Source organism: Cupriavidus cauae, assembly GCF_026210475.1.
Taxonomy (GTDB): Bacteria; Pseudomonadota; Gammaproteobacteria; order Burkholderiales; family Burkholderiaceae; genus Cupriavidus; species Cupriavidus cauae.
In genome coordinates, this window is record NZ_CP080293.1 from 3,355,464 (window position 1) to 3,372,123 (window position 16,660).

A 16,660-nucleotide genomic window follows, 5' to 3' on the forward strand; every position below is an offset into this window, starting at 1 on the left:
CCTTAGTACAAGTGAGCATTTATTTGCAAAGTGGCCACCGCGGGAGTGCGGAGACCCTTGAAATCGGACACCGGATGCAGGCTACAGCACGCTGTTAGCACTCGCACCCGGCGAGTGCTAATTATAGGGACGGGGTTTCGGGTTTTCAAGACGAGGTCTGAATACGGGTTTACCCGCAGAAAGGAAGGAAAAACGTCGCGGCCCCGCGCCGGGCAAGGCCGGACGGGCATTGTCTCTTATATTGTGCGGCCAGTATTTTTTCAGGCGGATGTCGCCCGGGGAGTCGATCTCCCTCTACCGTCGTCCCCCCTGCAAGCGGCGACCCGGCGATTGTCGCCTTTCGAGCCGAGACACTGGGCCTCGCCGTCGCGGGGGGAGACACGGAAGGCTCAGGCCCCGCCCCGCAGCTGAGGCAAGACCGTCTGCGCGCAGGCGTCGATCCAGGCCTGCTGGTTGCCGCAGACGTTGTGCAGGAAGACCGCGTCGGCGCCCATGGCCAGGTCCTCGGCCAGCCAGGCCGCCTGTTGCGCGGCGTCGCAGGAGATGCGGACCGCGCGCTCGATGTCGTCCGGCGACACCGTACGGGCGCGGGCATCGAATTCGGCGGGGGTCGCCAGGTTCGCCGCCGTTTCGCTGTCGAACACATTGGTGCGCCACTGTTCGTAGGCCATTCGGCGGGCCGCCTCGTCGCCCTGGGTGGGGTCGGCATAGGCGATCTTGGCCTGGATATGGACCGGCTTGGCCTCGCCGCCGCCCTCGCGGAAGGCATCGATCACAGCGCGCATGGTCTCGCGTGGGGCCGAGATCGTGATCAGGCCGTCGGCCCACTGCCCCGCCCAGCGCGCGGTCTGCGCGGTCAGCGCCGCGGCGAAGATCGGCGGCGGACGCTGCGGCAGCGTATAGAGCCGCGCGCGATCGACCACGATGCTGCCGTGGTGCGTCACCTCCTCGCCGCGCCACAGCGCGCGCATCGCGTCCACCGATTCGGTCAGCATGGCCTGCCGCTCGGCCTTGGACGGCCACGGCCGGCCGGTGATGTGTTCGTTCAGCGCCTCGCCGGTGCCCAGCGCGATCCAGAAGCGGCCCGGAAACATGGCCTCCAGCGTCGCCGCGGCCTGCGCGACCACGGCCGGGTGGTAGCGGCCGAACGGGCACGCGACCACGCCGGTGGGCAGATCGACGGTCGCCATCGCGGCGCCGAGCCAGGACCAGGAATGGCCGCTCTCCCCTTGCCGCTCGCTCCACGGATGGAAGTGGTCGGAGCTGCTGAGCGCGGTAAAGCCGGCCAGCTGCGCGGCGCGCGCGTAGCGCAGCAGATCGCCCGGCGAGAACTGTTCGTGCGAGGCGTGATAGCCGATCAAGGGCATGGCGGACTCCTGGGCGGGATGGGGATGGGCCGGCCGTCTTCCGGTCGTGTTCTGGTCGTGTTCTGGTCGTCAGGTGAACGACAGTGGCCGGCAGTGGCCGTCAGCCGGCCGCTGCCGGAACCGGATACGCCAGCGTGGTCATCAGCGCCAGCGCGGCCTGGCGCGAATCGAGCCGGGTGTGCTGCACGACGATCGGCACGTCGGACTCGATCACGCTGGCGTAGTCGGTGTCCTCGGGGATCGGCTCGGGGTCGCGCAGATCGTTGAAGCGCAGATGCAGCGTGCGGCGAGCCGGTACCGTCAGCCGGTAGGGGCCCACGGGCTCGCGGTCGGCATAGAAGATCGTCACGGTGACATTGGCCTCGGTATCGCCGGTATTGAGCAGGCAGGCCGCCTCGTGGCTGTTCAATTGCCGGCTCGCGGCCGGGTCGGTCGGCGGCAGATAGCCTTCGGCAATCACCCAGCGCCGTTGTCCGATCGCTTCCATCGGTTTCTCCTTTGTTGTTCGCCAGTGGCGGGATTGGCAGTGTCCAGGCCGTCCACCGTGTCGACGATCACGGCGCAAAGCACGGCCGCTGCCGCAGCCAGCGATAGCCGTAGGCACGCAGCTTCAGCGCATGGGCCCCGTTCTGCTGCGGCGGATACGGGCCGTCGACCAGCATGTCGCGCAGCTCGCCGACCTCGACATCGGGCAGCCCCACCTCGACGTCCTGGCCCGACAGATTGGCGAAGGTGAAGACCACCTGTCCATCCAGTTCGTGCCGCAGCGCCAGCACCGCCGGGCAGCCCACGTCCATCACCGTGCATTCCCCGTAACCGATCTCCGGCATGCCGAGGCGCGCGCGGATCATCTTGCCCGTCCTGGCCAGCAACGAATCGTCGCGCAGCGTTTGCTCGTAGATATTGACCTTGTCGTAGGCGAACGGCCCCTCGCGGATCACCGGCACCGGCAGCGAGTCGGGATCGGCGGGCGAGAAGCCGCCATTGACCTCGTCGGACCATTGCATCGCGGTGCGCACCGCGTGGCGTTCCTTTTGCGACAGATCCTCCCCCATGCCGATCTCCTCGCCGTAGCGCAGGATCGGCGTGCCCGGCAGAGAGAACAGCAGCGCATGGACCTGCGCGATGCGGCGCTGGTCGCCATCGAGCATCGGCGGCAGCCGGCGGCGGATGCCGCGGTTGTAGACGCGCATGTCCTCGTCCGGCGCGAAGCGCTGCATCACCTCTTCCCGCTCGGCCTCGCTGAGCCGCTCCAGGTCGAGCTCGTCGTGATTGCGCACCCATACCGCGTATTGCGCGCGCTCGGGCGGGTCGGGCTGCTCGCGCAGCGCGCGCTCGATCGGCTCGGCGCGCTCGCGCGCCAGCGCCAGGAACAGGAAGTTGTTCAGGAAGAAGTTGGACACCAGCGTCAGGCGATGGCCCTTGCCGAAGTAGCGCGCGTAGTCCTCGGCCGGCACGTCGACCTCGCCGAGCAGCACCGCGTCGGAACGACGCAGCGTCGCGAACGCGCGCAGGTCGTTCAGCAGCCAGAAGCCGTCGTCGCGCGGGTCCGCTTCCTTCGCCCCGTCGATCATGTGTCCCGCCGCGTCGATGCGGAATCCCGAGACGCCCAGCCGCAGCCAGAACGACATGATGTCCTCGATCTCGGCGCGCACGGCCGGGTTGGCGATATTGAGATCGGGCTGATGCGAATAAAAGGCGTGCCGGTAGTATTGCCCCGCCTCCTCGTCCCAGGTCCAGACGCTGTCCTCGACGGTCGGGAAGATCGGCTTGACGTGGGTCTCCTCCGGCTCGTCGGCCCAGACGTAGTAGTCGCGGTACGGCGAATTGCGGTCGCGCCGCGCCTCCTGGAACCAGCGATGCTGATCGGACGTGTGGTGCGCCACCAGTTCCACCATCACGCGGATACCGAGTTCCTCGGCCTTCTCCAGCAGCGCCACCATGTCGGCCAGGTCGCCGAAGCGCGGGTCGACCGCGAGATGGTCGGTGACGTCGTAGCCGCCATCGCGAAACGGCGACTGGTAGAACGGCGACAGCCAGATGCAGGTCACGCCGAGCCCGCGCAGGTATTCGAGATGCGCCGTCAAACCCTGGAGATCGCCCCAACCGTCGTTATTGCCGTCGCGAAATACGCTGACGTCGATTTGGTAGATGATCGCATTGCGGTACCAGAGCGAACGCATGGACTCTCCTTCCTGACGATTGAACGGCGACCTCGGGCGCGCGGTGCCGCGCCGCCCGCATCGATTACGGCTGCAGCGGCTGCCGCTGTTGCTGCGGTTGCGGCCGTGGCCGATGCAGCGGCTCCAGCAGGACGGCCTGCTCCGGCTGCAGCATGCCGTCGAAACGGCGGTCCGGACCTTCCGGCAGGCTGTCGATCGCGACGCGCCAATCGCCCTCGAGATCGATCGGCAGCGGCCGTTCGGCGAAGTTGATGCAGACCACGCGGTCGCCGTCGCCATGCCGGCGGCGATAGGCCAGCACCTCGGGCGGCGACGGCAATTCCTCCCAGCTGCCCAGGCGCAGCGCCGGGCTGGCGCGGCGCGTCTCGATCAGCGTGCGGTACAGATGCAGCATCGACGAGGGCTGCGACCATTGCGACTGCACCGACAGCGTCGCGGCCTCGGGCGGGAACGGCAGCCAGGTGCGGGCCGCGCGCCAGCCATGCGGCGGCGCGAAGTCCCACGGGATCGGGCCGCGCGGACCGTCGCGTCCGCCCGGATCGACGCGCTGGCCCGGCTCGACCACCACGTCCTCGAGCCCCAGTTCCTCGCCCTGGAAGATGAATGGCGTGCCGCGCAGCGTCAGCAGCATCACGGCGGCGGCGCGGGCGCGGCGCATCGAGCCGCCGTAGCGGGTGCGATGGCGCTCGTTGTCGTGATTCGACAGCACCCAGGTCGGCCACGCCTGCGCCGGCTGCAGCAGCGCATCGACCTCGCGGATGCAGGTGCGGAACACCACCGGGTCCCAGGGCGCATCGAGCGGCGGGAAGTTGAACGACATGTGCAGCTCGTCGCCGGCCCCGTAGTACTGCACCACGGTGGCGGTCGAGCGGATATTGACCTCGCCGACCAGCACGCGATCGCCGGGATAGCTGTCGACCAGCTTGCGGATGCCGCGCAGCACCTCGTGGCTGTACGGGTCGTCGTTGAAGTCGGCCAGCGGCTCGCCCGCCAGGCAGCGCGGATGGTCTGCGAAGGTCGGGTCCTTGCCGGTGCAGTGCGCGACGTCGATGCGAAAACCGTCGACGCCGCGGTCGAGCCAGAAACGCAGCACGCCGTGCATGGCCTGCACGACCTCGGGATTGCGCCAGTTCAGGTCCGGCTGCTGCGGCAGGAACAGGTGCAGGTAGTACTGGCCGGTGGCCTCGTCCCAGGTCCAGGCGCTGCCGGCACCGAGCGCCGCGCGCCAGTCGTTGGGCTGGTCGCGCCAGATGTACCAGTCGCGCTTCGGGTTGTCGCGCGAGGAGCGCGATTCGATGAACCACGGATGCTGGTCCGAGGTGTGGTTCGGCACGAAGTCGAGCAGCACGCGCAGGCCGCGCGCGTGCGCCTCGCCGATCAGCCGGTCGGCATCGGCCAGCGAGCCGAACACCGGATCGACATCGCAGTAGTCGCTGATGTCATAGCCCGCGTCGGCCATCGGCGAGCGATAGATCGGCGAGATCCAGATCGTGTCGGCGCCCAGCGCGCGCACATGGTCCAGCCGCTCGATGATGCCGGCCAGGTCGCCGACACCGTCGCCATTCGCATCGGCGAAGGAGCGCGGGTAGATCTGGTAGACCACGGCGCTCTTCCACCACAGCGAGGTGTCGCGCGTCGCTTCGACGGTCTGCGAGGGATCGGCGGGCGGGCCGGGCATGGCCCCGGCCGGTACGGTGGCACGGACGTTCACATTCATGGGCACGCTGGCAATGACGGTTGTCATCCGCCCATCGATGCAGCTTCCATGCCTGTCTGGCGGCATCTGCGGGTTCGTCCGAGGCCCCACCGATATGGACGCCGGGGCGCCGTGGGACCGATGCGCAAATCCTGCGCGGGCGCGGTAATTTTTTCCGACGGGGGATCAGGGGGATGGAAGGGAGACGGAAAGCGTGCCGACGGAGGCGGCTGGAGGAGCGGACAGCGGCGCGGCAGGTTTCAAGCGGCTAGGACAACAGCCCCGAGTCCTCGATATACCCGAGGGCCTGCCGTATCTCCCGGCGTGCCTTCAGGCTGTAGCAGACCTGCCGGTCCCGCACCGTCAGCGCAACGATGTCCGCCTGCAGCAGCTCCTGGAAGATCCGCCCCGCGCGGCGCAGGTTCAGGCCGACCGCCGCGGCCAGGTCGGCAGCGGGCATGCCGTCCTCGCCGGCCTCCAGCAGCGCGCGGCAAATGTCGGCACGCGCCGGATCGGTCAGCAAGGCATAGCTCAAGGTGGCTTCCTGCTTGGGGTCCATGTCCGTACATTAGGCGCCACATCCGGCAATGGCAAGCCGCGTTCGGGGGATGACACACGCCCGCATCCACGTGCCGCTTGAACAAGGCAAACAAAAGCGGCCGGCCCCAACCAGGGTCGGCCGCTTCCGCTTTCCGCGACGCAGCAGCCGCCGCCTACGCCATCACGAACGGCAACTGCCGCTGGCGCTTGCCGGTCAGCTTGAACACCGCATTGGCGACCGCCGGCGCGATCACTGGTACGCCCGGCTCGCCAAGCCCGGTGGGCGGGTCGTCGGACGGCACGAAGTGCACCTCCACCGGCGGCGCATCATTGATGCGCACCGGCGGGAAGTCGCCGAAGTTGCTGTTCCTGACCGCGCCGTTGTCGATCTCGATGGCAAACCCGGGCCGGATCATCGCCAGGCCGAACACACAGCCGCCCTCGATCTGCGCGCGCGCCGACAGCGGGTTGACCACGCGATTGGCATGCACGCCGGCGGTCACGCGATGCACGTGCGGCTGCCCGTTCTGCAGCGAGACCTCGACCACATAGGCCACCGCCGAATCGAAGGACTGGTGCACCGCGACGCCCCAGGCGCGGCCCGTCGGCAGCCTGCGCTTGCCGTAGCCCGACTTCTCCACCGCGAGCTGCAATGCCGCCCGCTGCCGTGCGCCCTTGACCGGATCCAGCTGCGCGAGCCGGTAGGCCACCGGATCCTGCTTCGCCACCGTCGCCAGCTCGTCGATCAGCGTCTCCTTGACGAAGGCCGTGTGCGTGTGGCCAACCGAGCGCCACCACAGCACCGGCACCTGCACCTTCGGGTGATGGACCGACAGCCGCAGCGGGAAGCCATAGTCATGGTCGACGATGCCCTCGGTCATGGTGTGGTCGACGCCGTCCTTGACGAGGAAGGCCTCGAACGGCGAGCCCATCGTCAGCGACTGGCCAACGATCGCATGCTCCCAGCCCAGCACCCTGCCCTGCGCATCGACGCCGATGCGCGCGCGGTGCAGATGCAGCGGCCGGTAGTAGCCGCCGCGGATATCGTCCTCGCGGCTCCAGATGACCTTGACCGGCTCGCGATGGCCCTTCGCGACCCAGGCGCGCATCACCTGCGCGGCCTCCACCAGATAGTCGGAGGTCGGCACCGCACGGCGGCCGAAGCCGCCGCCGGCCATCATCGTCACCACCGAAACCTGCTCGGGCGGCAGGCCGAAGGCCTTGGCCAGCGCGCCTTGGTCGACCGTCTGGAACTGCGTGCCGGCCCAGACCTTGACGCGGCTTGGCTTGCCGCCGGCCACCTCGGCCTGCATCGTGCAGTTCAGCGGCTCCATCGGCGCGTGCGCCAGATACGGGAAGCGGTACTCGGCCTCGATGGTGCGCGCGGCGCCCGCCAGGTCGAAGGCATCGGCGCGCGGCGTCCTGCCGGGCTGGCGCGCCAGCTTGGCGTATTCCTCATACAGCGCCGCGGTCGAGACCGTCGAGCCGCTGTCGTCCCATTCGGCCTGCAGCGCATCGCGCCCCTGCTTGGCCGGCCAATAGCCGTTGGCAATCACCGCGACCCCGGTGCCGCCGCCATCGGTCGGTACCTCCAGCACCTCGGCCACGCCCTTGATCGCGCGCGCCGCGTCGGCATTGAAGCGGCGCACCTTGCCGCCGAAGCGCGGCGGGCGCGCGACAACGGCGACCATCAGGTTGTCGAGCTGCGTGTCGATGCCGAAGCCGACCGAGCCGTCGAGCTTGCCGCGCGTGTCCAGCCGCGGCGTCGGCTTGCCGATCAGCGTGAAGCGCGACGGATCCTTCAGCGTGACCTGCTGCGGCACCGGAAGCGCCATCGCGGCCTGCGCGAGCTCGCCGTAGGTCGCGCGGCGATTGCCGGCGGTGACCACGCCTTGCGCGGCGGTGCACGCGGACGGCTCCACCTGCCACTGCTGCGCGGCGGCGGCCACCAGCATCGCGCGGGCACGGGCGCCGAGCTCGCGATACTGCTGGTACGAGTGCTTGACCGCGGTCGAGCCGCCGGTCATCTGGATCCCCATCGCGGAGTCCTTGTACGGATCGCCGGCCGGCGCCAGCACCGCGCGCACGTTGCGCCAGTCGACGTCGAGCTCCTCGGCCAGCGCCATCGGCAGCGCGGTGTGCACGCCCTGGCCGAATTCGAGCCGGTTGACCGCGACCGTCACGGTGTTGTCGGGCGCGATCACGATGAAGGCCTGCGGCGCGGCGGCCGGGCCCTTCGCGGTGGGCGCGGCGGCCTCGTCGGCGTGCACTTCGCCCAGCGGCGCGATGCCTAGCGCCAGTCCGCCGCCGGCCATGCCGGTCAGCTTCAGGAAGGTGCGCCGGTCGATGCCGGCGGCCGGCGCGTCATGGCTGTCGTGCGCGCCATGGGCGTCATGCGGGCCGTCGCCGGCGCCGCCGGATAGCGCGGCAATCCGCGCGCCAAGTCGTTGCATTTGCATGGTGTCTCCGGTAGCCGATCAGCCCAGCGTCTTGGCCGCGTCCTTGATGGCGGCGCGGATGCGCTGGTACGTGCCGCAGCGGCACAGGTTGCCCGCCATCGCCTGGTCGATATCCGCATCGGTCGGCTTGCGCTTGTTGCGCAGCAGCCCGATCGCGCTCATCACCTGCCCGTTCTGGCAATAGCCGCACTGGGACACATCGTTCCTGACCCAGGCATCGAGTACCGCGCGGCCGACCTTGTCGGTGCCGGCGCCTTCGATCGTGGTGATCCGCGCGCCCTGCAGCGCGGAGATCGGCGTCACGCAGGCGCGGATCGGCTGGCCGTTCATGTGCACCGTGCAGGCGCCGCAGGCCGCGATGCCGCAGCCGAACTTGGTGCCCGTCATATGCAGCTGATCGCGCAGCGCCCACAGCAGCGGCGTGCTCGGATCGGCGTCGACCTGCATCGGCTTGCCGTTGATTTCCAGCGTCGTCATGGGGATCGTTCCTTGTCATGCCGCCCCCTTGTCGAACCGCCAGCCACGCGCGCCGCGACAGGGGGCGGAATGCCGGTGGCGCGCTAAAACGACGCAAGCATAGTGCAAAGTCGCGCGTTTGTTTGGCGCGAAATCGATGCTGTCAGCGGAGCGCAAGGTTGATGACAGCCTGGTGTCAGATTGGTCGCGCTGCCGGGAAAGACGCTGGGTCCCCGCCTGCGCGGGACGCCCGGGACCAGGCCAAATTCCCGATGTTGCGGTCAGCCGGGCGGAGCATTCATTGAGCCAATGAACCGTGGACAAGTGGTGTAAAGCCACCGATAGCGGGCAACGGAATGGCTATTGCGCGTACTAGGGAGCATCCGCCAGGTTCCGAACCCAGGCGCCAAAGTTCTCGTTCTCGAATTCGTACAAGCCCCGAGGCGACTTTGACACGACGCCCTTCTCGTCGAGGCGTGCGAGCGCCTTCTGCACGTGGGCAGCGCCAAGGACCTCGATTCCAAGTTGCTCCCTGAAGGCTGCGAGCAGGGAGCGTGCGAAAGGCTTGACGGCTGGGTTGTTCGCAAACTCTTTTACCAAGAGACGTTCCAGGGCGCTCAAGTTCGCCCACGTGGCCTCGTGATTCTCGGCCAGCGCCAGCTTCTCCAGTTGTAGGGCAACCGCCTTGGCAAAGCTCATCTTCGGCTGCATCATCAGCGTCACGGCGACTTCGAGCAGCGGCTCCGGTCGCTGATGGAACTGCTTGAACGCTGCCTTTGCCTTCTTCAGATCGAGTGTGCGGCCGGTGGAGGCGGCAAACTGCTTGGCGACGAACTCGACAAAATCGTCGTCCAACAGCGGAAAGTCCTGCAGCGGGTGGCCTGCCGAGTAGAGCGGAGCCCGCGTATCGGTAAAGACGTGACCCAGTTGGGTGCGCGACGAGCCGGTGAACACTACGCGGAGCCGTTTGTTGTACTTGGTCAGAGCCGTGCGAAGGGCACGCGCCACATCCTCGCCCTCCTCACTGCGCCCCAGAGACTGGGCCTCGTCGATCAGCAGCAGAACCTGACTGTCGTTTGTCAGGCGGCCAAGCAGGTCATCCAGTCGCAGCGCCATGTCGACGGCCAGCCGCCCCTTCTCGTCACCCAACTCGATCGTCCCTTCGACGGATCCGGCGCCGACGGATGCCTTCCCCTTGATGGACTTGATCGAAGGCGACAGTTTCGCCTTCAACCTGCCGGCGAACGTCCTCGGCGTCTTGGCAGTCTCCAGGGCGTGCAATAGTGCGGCACCAGGAGTTTGCCTGGTCTGCCAGAGATCGACATATACGACGAGGTAGCCGTCCTTCTCCGCGGCAGGGGTCAAGTCATGCCGCAGGAACACGGTCTTGCCCGTGCGCCGTGGCGCGAAGATGGTCAACGAGGCAAGGATTCCCGCGTTCAGCGCCGCCAGGTACGACCGGGCGAGTTGAGGCCGGGGGAAGTGCCAGAGGTCCGTGAGCTTCATGGCATTACACCGAATTATACGTGGTGGGCATAATTATACCCACGACGGATAATTATGGATAATTCAGGATCCCGATAAGCGGCAGGCGCCACACCTGGATGGAGTTGTCCAGGCCTATCCAAGTGCTCTGGGACCAAGACGGCGCCAGCGCTGACCGCGATGTCGCTACCCCTACACGCACGTCTCGATACCGCTTGCGACGAGAGATAAGAATGATATTGCTTCTGCCGTTGACATCGCCTGCCCCTGCGCCAAGCTCCGCGATGGTGCCGTGGTGTCGCAGGACAAGTGCGCGAGCGTGGCGGCGATTAAGCTCGAAGTTGTCGAAACGATGCGCGATAGTCGATCGGCTCCAGATGGAGGTGGCGGCTCACATCGCCACGGAGCATGTAGAGAGATGGCGATTGCCGGAAACTGAAGATGCGATACAGGAAGAAGGCGTCCCCCATTTCGCGGGCGCAGCGTAACTCATTCCGGCTAATGACAAAGGGGGACTCGTGGGGTCCGTTGGTCGTCTTCACTTCGATATAACGCGGAGCCCCCGGTGCATCATATGACAGGATGTCATAGCCCATGCCGTCGCCAAGCTCGTCCGAAATCCATTCAACCCGGTCGAATAGCTCGGGGCAACCTGCGTCTGTCAGGCGTCGCTGCTCGAACGCGATAGCCCATTGTTCGCCGGCGCGACCCAGTCGCCTGTTAACTTCGTCCCGTGCGGCGAAATCGACCTTCCTGGGCATTGGGACCCAGGGCCGTTGGTCGTCATTGACCTTGATGATCCGCACGCGCGGAGGGTCAACCAGCACAGCTCTGAAGGGTTGCTCCGCTGGGTCTCGCGCTTCCTGAAGCGCATTGACAATTTGCGTCAGAGTATCGGGGTGGGTCAGGATGAACTGATGGACCTCCTTGCGAAGCAACAGCTGCACGTTACCCCGAGGCTTGTAGCCGGGGATGAAGGGCAGATCCATATCGTGGAGAACCGCGCTGATGTTCTGATGCTTGAGCTCCACCGCGGCTTTGCTTCGTCCGTTGAGGCGCTCACGCAGTGAGGCGTTGAACTGCGTCTTGGTGTAGGGATGCCCCCGTGCTTCGAGATTCAACATTTCGAAGTACGATGAAACGGTCGCCCTCACCTCCTCAAGCGACCAATCTTCACCCGTCCGCGTCACTGCAAAGCCGAGTGCCTGCAGTTTCACCGCGATCGCGTCGCCATTGGTGAGGTCGGTCGGCTTCAGTGGGCCGCTCTCTGGAAATTGCTTGCCAAACGCGACGGCAACGATGGCCTTGGCGTCGCACAGCGTGCCGGTTTGTGGATCGCGAACGAGATAGTCCCGAGCCTTGCCAAAGCCGTAATGTTCGAGGAATCCGGTTCTCCCCTGTGCAACGAACTCATCGAGAGCGGTCTGGACCGCTGCGGGGCTCTGCAGCTGCGAAAGCAGAGTTGTCATGGCGCCTGATTGATCGAGATGGCAGTGTTGTACTCGTTTCGCTGGATGACCGGCATGATGGCAAGGGGCCAAATATGCCTTCGATAGAGCAGCGCAACAGCGCGCATTGTGCCATCGAGTGACAGCCGTTGACCGAGGCACCGGCGATGAGGGCACGACGTCGACGGGCGGAGGGTGGTCCATCGGCATCTGCGATTACCGACCCTTGTTCCCCTTCCTGTCCGATGGGCGTTCAGCATTGCGGGCGAAAGGAAGGTGCGTCGAACTGGGGAAAGCGGCAACCGCCGCCTGGACTGCTGGCCCCTCATTGGTGTCGAGTGAGGTCGGCGGCCAACTCGATGTCGAATTGAGCGGGGTATGAAAAACCGCCCGCATCGGCGAGCGGCGTGGGGCAAGGCGTCGAGTCCGGGCGCTCAGGCCATCGCGCTGCGCTGCCCTTGCGCGCGGCGCAGGCCCACCCACTGCAGGCACGCGAACACCGCCACGCCCCAGGCCTGCAGCAGCACGAAGGCGCTGCCCAGCCAGGTCGGCGACAACCAGCCGGCGGCCAGCAGCAGCATGCAGTCGATCGCCCACAGCGCATTGCAGGCGATCACCGCCAGCACCAGCGCGCGCGGCATCGGATTGCGCGTCGCAAGCAGGCCGACGATGGCGGCATAGGGCAGCAGCACCAGGCCGGCATAGCGCAGCCAGGACGCCGGAATGGCGAACCAGTGGGACAGCACGTTGGCGTCGAACACCATCAGCAGGCCCATCAGGCCGCTGACGATGGCGTCGGCGAGAAGGACATGGCGCAGCAGGCGGGTCGGTTGGACGGTTTGCATGGTCGATCTCCGTAGGGTGAAGGGAAGGCTAAGGGAAAACGAAGGGAAAAACGAATGGCGGTTGCGATGGCTTCATCATCGTCGCTGGCCGCGCGCAATGCGATGACCTGCAAGGTAATCGCCGCAATACCGCGGCAATACCGCCGCCCTTCCACCGCCCTTCCACCGCCCTTCCACCGCCCTTCCACCGCCCTTCCACCACCCTTCCACCGCCCTTCCGCCGCCCTCCGCCGCCCTCCGCCGCCCTCCGCCGCCCTCCGCCGCCCTCCGCCGCCCTCCGCCGCCCTCCGCCGCCTTTCCGCCGCCTTTCCGCCGCCTTTCCGCCGCCTTTCCGCCGCCCTTCCGTCCCCCTTCCGCCGCCAATCCGCACGGCCCCTACCTCAAAACGCCGCCGAGCGCCATCCCCAAATGCGCCCCGACTTTGCGCCTTATCGGCGCTTGGCCGGCATCGGCCTGTCGCTATAGTCGCCCGATGCTGCCGGACCCGCGTCCGGCGTGGCCCCCGTTGCCCGGCACCGCGCCGGATGGCACGGGATGCCTCCTGGCCCCGCATCTTGTCCGCCCGTCGCCGGCACCACGCCATGCGCCAACACACCTTCCCATGACGTCCGCTCAGGAAGCCCCGCCCCTGCCCGCCCTGCCTCGCTGGCAGCGCGTATCGCTTGCGTCCGCGCTGTTCTTCCTGCTGGCGATCGCCGGCATCGCGCTGACGCGCTATCCCGGCAATGCGGCGATCGTCTGGCTGGCCACCGCGTTCGGCGCCGGCGTGGCGCTGCACCAGCGGCCGCGCGAGCGCGCCTGGATGCTGGCAGGCATGCTGGTGTCGGGCGTGGCCGCCAATGCGATGTTCGGCGACCCCTGGTGGCTGGCGCTGGTGCTGGGCGCGTCCAATGTTGCCGAGATCCTGTTCGTCGCGTGGCTGGCGCCGAGCATCAGCGGCGGGATCGGCCGGGCCAGCGCGGTGCCGCTGGCCCGCTTCGCGCTGATGCTGGGGGCGACCTGCACGCTGGCGCCCGTGATCGGCGCCACCATCGGCGCCGCGGCCATCTCCGCCGCCTATGGCCGGCCCATCGGCGACATCTGGTCGACCTGGTGGAGCGCCGATGCGATCGGCATGCTGATGCTGGTGCCGCTGTCGGTCACCTACTCGCGCGAGCGCCTGCGGGAGACCTTTTCCCGCGCACGCCTGCCGCGCGTGGCCGGGCTGCTGCTGTTGACCGCCTCGGTCGGCGGCCTGTCGGTGCTGCAGACCCACGACCCCTTCGGCGTGCTGTCGCTGCCGCTGGTGGTCGCCGCGCTGTTCACCAACCCCTTCACCACCGCATTGCTGACGCTGCTGTCGATGCTGGTCACGGTGATGCTCGGACTGGCCGCGGCACAGGCGGGCCTGGTCGACGCGCCGGCATTCCTGACCCATGCGATGAAGCTGTCGACCAGCCTGATCCTGGTGTTCCCGGTCTGCATCGCCTACCTGAGCGAGCAGAATCGCCGCGACCGCAGCGAGCTGCGCGGCAGCGAACGGCGCTTCCGCCAGGCGATGCAGCATTCGGCGATCGGCATGGCGCTGGTCAGCCTCGACGGCCGCTGGCAGCAGGTCAATCGCGCGATGTGCGAGCTGTTCGGCTACAGCGCGGCCGAGCTGAGCCGCATCGCCTTCCAGGACATCACGCACCCGGACGACCTCGCCGCCGACCTGGCGCAGCTCGAACGGCTGGTGGCCGGCCAGACCGACAGCTACCGGATGGAGAAGCGCTACCGCCGCAAGGACGGGAACTTCATCTGGACGCTGCTGGCGGTATCGCTGGTGCGCGACGAGGCCACCGGCGCGCCGCTGCATTTCATCGCGCAGGTCGAGGACATCCATGAACACAAGCTCGCGCAGCAGCGGCTCGAAGCGCTGTCGCGGCGCACCGAGCTGGCCGTCGAAGCGGGCCGGGTCGGCATCTGGGAATGGGACATCGCCGCCGGCACGCTGTCATGGGACCGCCGCATGCACGCGCTGCACGGCACCGAGGCCGTCGGCGGCGCACCGGACCTGGACGGCTGGATCGCGATGGTGCATGCCGACGACGTCATGCGCGCGCGCCACGAGATGCGCCAGGCGGTCAAGGGCACGCAGCCCTTCGACACGCAGTACCGGATCGTGCGGCCCGACGGCGAGGTGCGGCATATCCGCGCGATGGCGGTGGTCTCGCGCGCCGACGATGGCACGGCGCTGTCGATGGTCGGCACCAACTGGGACATCACCGAGCACCATCGTCTGACGGAGGCGCTGTTCGAGGAGAAGGAGCGCCTGCATATCACGCTGCGATCGATCGGCGATGCGGTGATCTGCACCGACGCCGCGCTGCGCATCACCTTCATCAATCCGATCGCCGAGCAGCTGACCGGCTGGACCATGGCGGAGGCCGACGGCCGGCCGCTCGCCACGGTCTTCCACGTGGTCGACGAGACCACCGGCCAGCCGATTGCCTGCCCGGTCGCCAAGTGCCTGCAGACGCTGCGCCCGGTCTATCTCGAAGACGGCGCGGTGCTGATCAGCCGCCATGGCGAGCGCCACGACGTGCAGGACTCCGCCGCGCCGGTGCTGACGCCGCGCGGCGACGTGATCGGCGCGGTGCTGGTGTTCCAGGACATCACCACCGCGCGCGCGCTGCAGCGCAAGCTCGCCCATTCGGCGATGCACGACGCGCTGACCGGGCTGCCCAACCGCATCTGGTTCGAGCAGCGCCTGCGCGAGGCGTGCGAGTCGGCGCGCGAGTTCGATCAGCAGCATGCGCTGTGCTTCATCGATCTGGACCGCTTCAAGATCGTCAACGATACGGCGGGCCACGCGGCCGGCGACGTGCTGCTGCGCGAGCTCGGACACGTGATCCGCAGCCAGGTGCGTCCGGGCGATCTGCTGGCGCGCCTGGGCGGCGACGAGTTCGCACTGCTGCTGCGCAACTGCTCGGTGGACCAGGGCGAGCGCGTCTGCCTGAAGGTCATCGATGCGATCCGAGCGCGGCGTTTTCCGTGGGAAGGCCGCGTCTACGACGTCGGCGCGAGCGTCGGCATCACGGCGATCGATCGCGAGGCGCCACCGCTGGGCGAGCTGATGAGCCGCGCCGACGTGGCCTGCTACGCCGCCAAGGCGGCGGGCCGCAATCGCGTCTCGGTCTATCGCCGCGACGAAAGCGATGCGTGCCGTCACCATCGGGAGCTGCAGGTGGCCGCGGGCATCCACTCGGCGCTGGAGGCCAACCGCTTCCGGCTGTTTGCGCAGGAGATCCGCGCACTGGCGCCGGAGGCCGGGGGTACGCCGCCGGCATCGACGACAGCATCGTCCTCTGCATCGGCGTCCGCATCGATGCCGGCATCGGCGTCCGCATCTGCGTCCGTATCGGCATCCGCATCTGCGTCCGCATCGCCGGCTGCGTCCTCCCCTCCGACCCATATCGAGATCCTGGTGCGCATGGTCGATGAGCATGGCAGCCTGGTGATGCCCGGCGCCTTCATCCCCGCGGCCGAGCGCTACGACCTGATGGGCCATGTCGACCGCTGGGTCATCCAGCACGTGCTGCGCGATTTCGGCGCGCGGCTGCTGGCGGTGCCCGGGCTGTCGGTGTCGATCAACCTGTCGGCCAATTCGCTGGGCGAGCCCTTCCTGCTGCCGTTCCTGCATGCCGAGCTGTCGAACTCGGTGCTGCCGGCCAGCCGCATCCGGCTGGAGATCACCGAGACCGCGCTGATCAACAACATGGCCGCGGCCAACCGGCTGGTCGCCGACATGCGCAAGGCCGGCTGCACCATGGCGCTGGACGACTTCGGCGCCGGCCTGTCGTCGTTCGCCTATCTGAAGCAGTTCCCGGTCGACTACCTGAAGATCGACGGCAGCTTCATCCGGCATCTGGCCGCGAGCGCGGTGGATCGGGAAATCGTCAGTTCGATCAACGACATCGGCCACCGGCTGGGCATCCGCACCGTGGCCGAATCGGTCGAGGACGAAGCCACGCTGGACGTGCTGCGCGAGATCGGCGTCGACTATGCGCAGGGCTATGCGATCGGCCGGCCGATGCCGCTGGAGGACTACCTGGCGCGCTGCGCGGGCAGCGTGCCAGGCGAGACGGCGCAGCGGCAGTCGCGGTAGCGACAGCTCGCCGCGGTTTCGCCGCGGTTTCGCCGCGGTTTCGCCGCGGTTT

11 protein-coding genes are annotated in these 16,660 nt (G+C 67.7%); 1 reads left to right on the forward strand and 10 read right to left on the reverse strand.

All coding sequences use genetic code 11. The features are described 5' to 3' along the window. Positions 1 to 389: 389 nt before the first annotated feature. From KZ686_RS14920 to KZ686_RS14965, 10 genes are all read right to left on the reverse strand, one after another. Positions 390 to 1,367: a TIGR03885 family FMN-dependent LLM class oxidoreductase gene (locus KZ686_RS14920; RefSeq protein ID WP_265632714.1), complete on the reverse strand. Its 978-nt coding sequence runs from the start codon at positions 1,365 to 1,367 to the stop codon at positions 390 to 392. Between the two features lie 100 nt (positions 1,368 to 1,467). Beyond that, the gene (locus tag KZ686_RS14925; RefSeq protein ID WP_149316895.1) at positions 1,468 to 1,854 is read right to left on the reverse strand and encodes a sensory rhodopsin transducer; all 387 of its coding nucleotides are present in this window, start codon (positions 1,852 to 1,854) and stop codon (positions 1,468 to 1,470) included. A gap of 67 nt (positions 1,855 to 1,921) precedes the next feature. Next, positions 1,922 to 3,550, reverse strand: a complete 1,629-nt coding sequence (locus KZ686_RS14930; RefSeq protein WP_149316894.1) for an alpha-amylase family protein — start codon at positions 3,548 to 3,550, stop codon at positions 1,922 to 1,924. Positions 3,551 to 3,614: 64 nt separating this feature from the next. Further along, positions 3,615 to 5,294, reverse strand: coding sequence for an alpha-amylase family glycosyl hydrolase (locus tag KZ686_RS14935; RefSeq protein ID WP_265632715.1), 1,680 nt, complete (start codon positions 5,292 to 5,294; stop codon positions 3,615 to 3,617). Between the two features lie 220 nt (positions 5,295 to 5,514). Further along, on the reverse strand, positions 5,515 to 5,805 hold the full coding sequence (locus tag KZ686_RS14940) for a winged helix-turn-helix domain-containing protein (protein ID WP_149316893.1): 291 nt from the start codon (positions 5,803 to 5,805) through the stop codon (positions 5,515 to 5,517). A gap of 154 nt (positions 5,806 to 5,959) precedes the next feature. Further along, positions 5,960 to 8,245 carry a xanthine dehydrogenase family protein molybdopterin-binding subunit gene (locus KZ686_RS14945; RefSeq protein ID WP_407648492.1) on the reverse strand — a complete coding sequence of 762 codons (2,286 nt, stop codon included), beginning with the start codon at positions 8,243 to 8,245 and terminating at the stop codon, positions 5,960 to 5,962. Between the two features lie 18 nt (positions 8,246 to 8,263). Further along, entirely contained in the window at positions 8,264 to 8,722 is a 459-nt protein-coding gene (locus KZ686_RS14950) for a (2Fe-2S)-binding protein (protein ID WP_149316891.1), read from the reverse strand. A 351-nt stretch (positions 8,723 to 9,073) separates the two neighbouring features. Further along, on the reverse strand, positions 9,074 to 10,207 hold the full coding sequence (locus KZ686_RS14955; protein WP_149316890.1) for an ATP-binding protein: 1,134 nt from the start codon (positions 10,205 to 10,207) through the stop codon (positions 9,074 to 9,076). 308 nt (positions 10,208 to 10,515) lie between these two features. Then, positions 10,516 to 11,655, reverse strand: a complete 1,140-nt coding sequence (locus KZ686_RS14960; RefSeq protein WP_149316889.1) for a DUF3883 domain-containing protein — start codon at positions 11,653 to 11,655, stop codon at positions 10,516 to 10,518. A gap of 413 nt (positions 11,656 to 12,068) precedes the next feature. Then, positions 12,069 to 12,479: a hypothetical protein gene (locus KZ686_RS14965; protein ID WP_265632716.1), complete on the reverse strand. Its 411-nt coding sequence runs from the start codon at positions 12,477 to 12,479 to the stop codon at positions 12,069 to 12,071. Positions 12,480 to 13,080: 601 nt separating this feature from the next. On the opposite strand from KZ686_RS14965, the gene KZ686_RS14970 reads away from it, so the two are divergent. Then, positions 13,081 to 16,608, forward strand: a complete 3,528-nt coding sequence (locus KZ686_RS14970; protein ID WP_265632717.1) for a diguanylate cyclase — start codon at positions 13,081 to 13,083, stop codon at positions 16,606 to 16,608. The last annotated feature ends 52 nt before the right edge of the window (positions 16,609 to 16,660 follow it).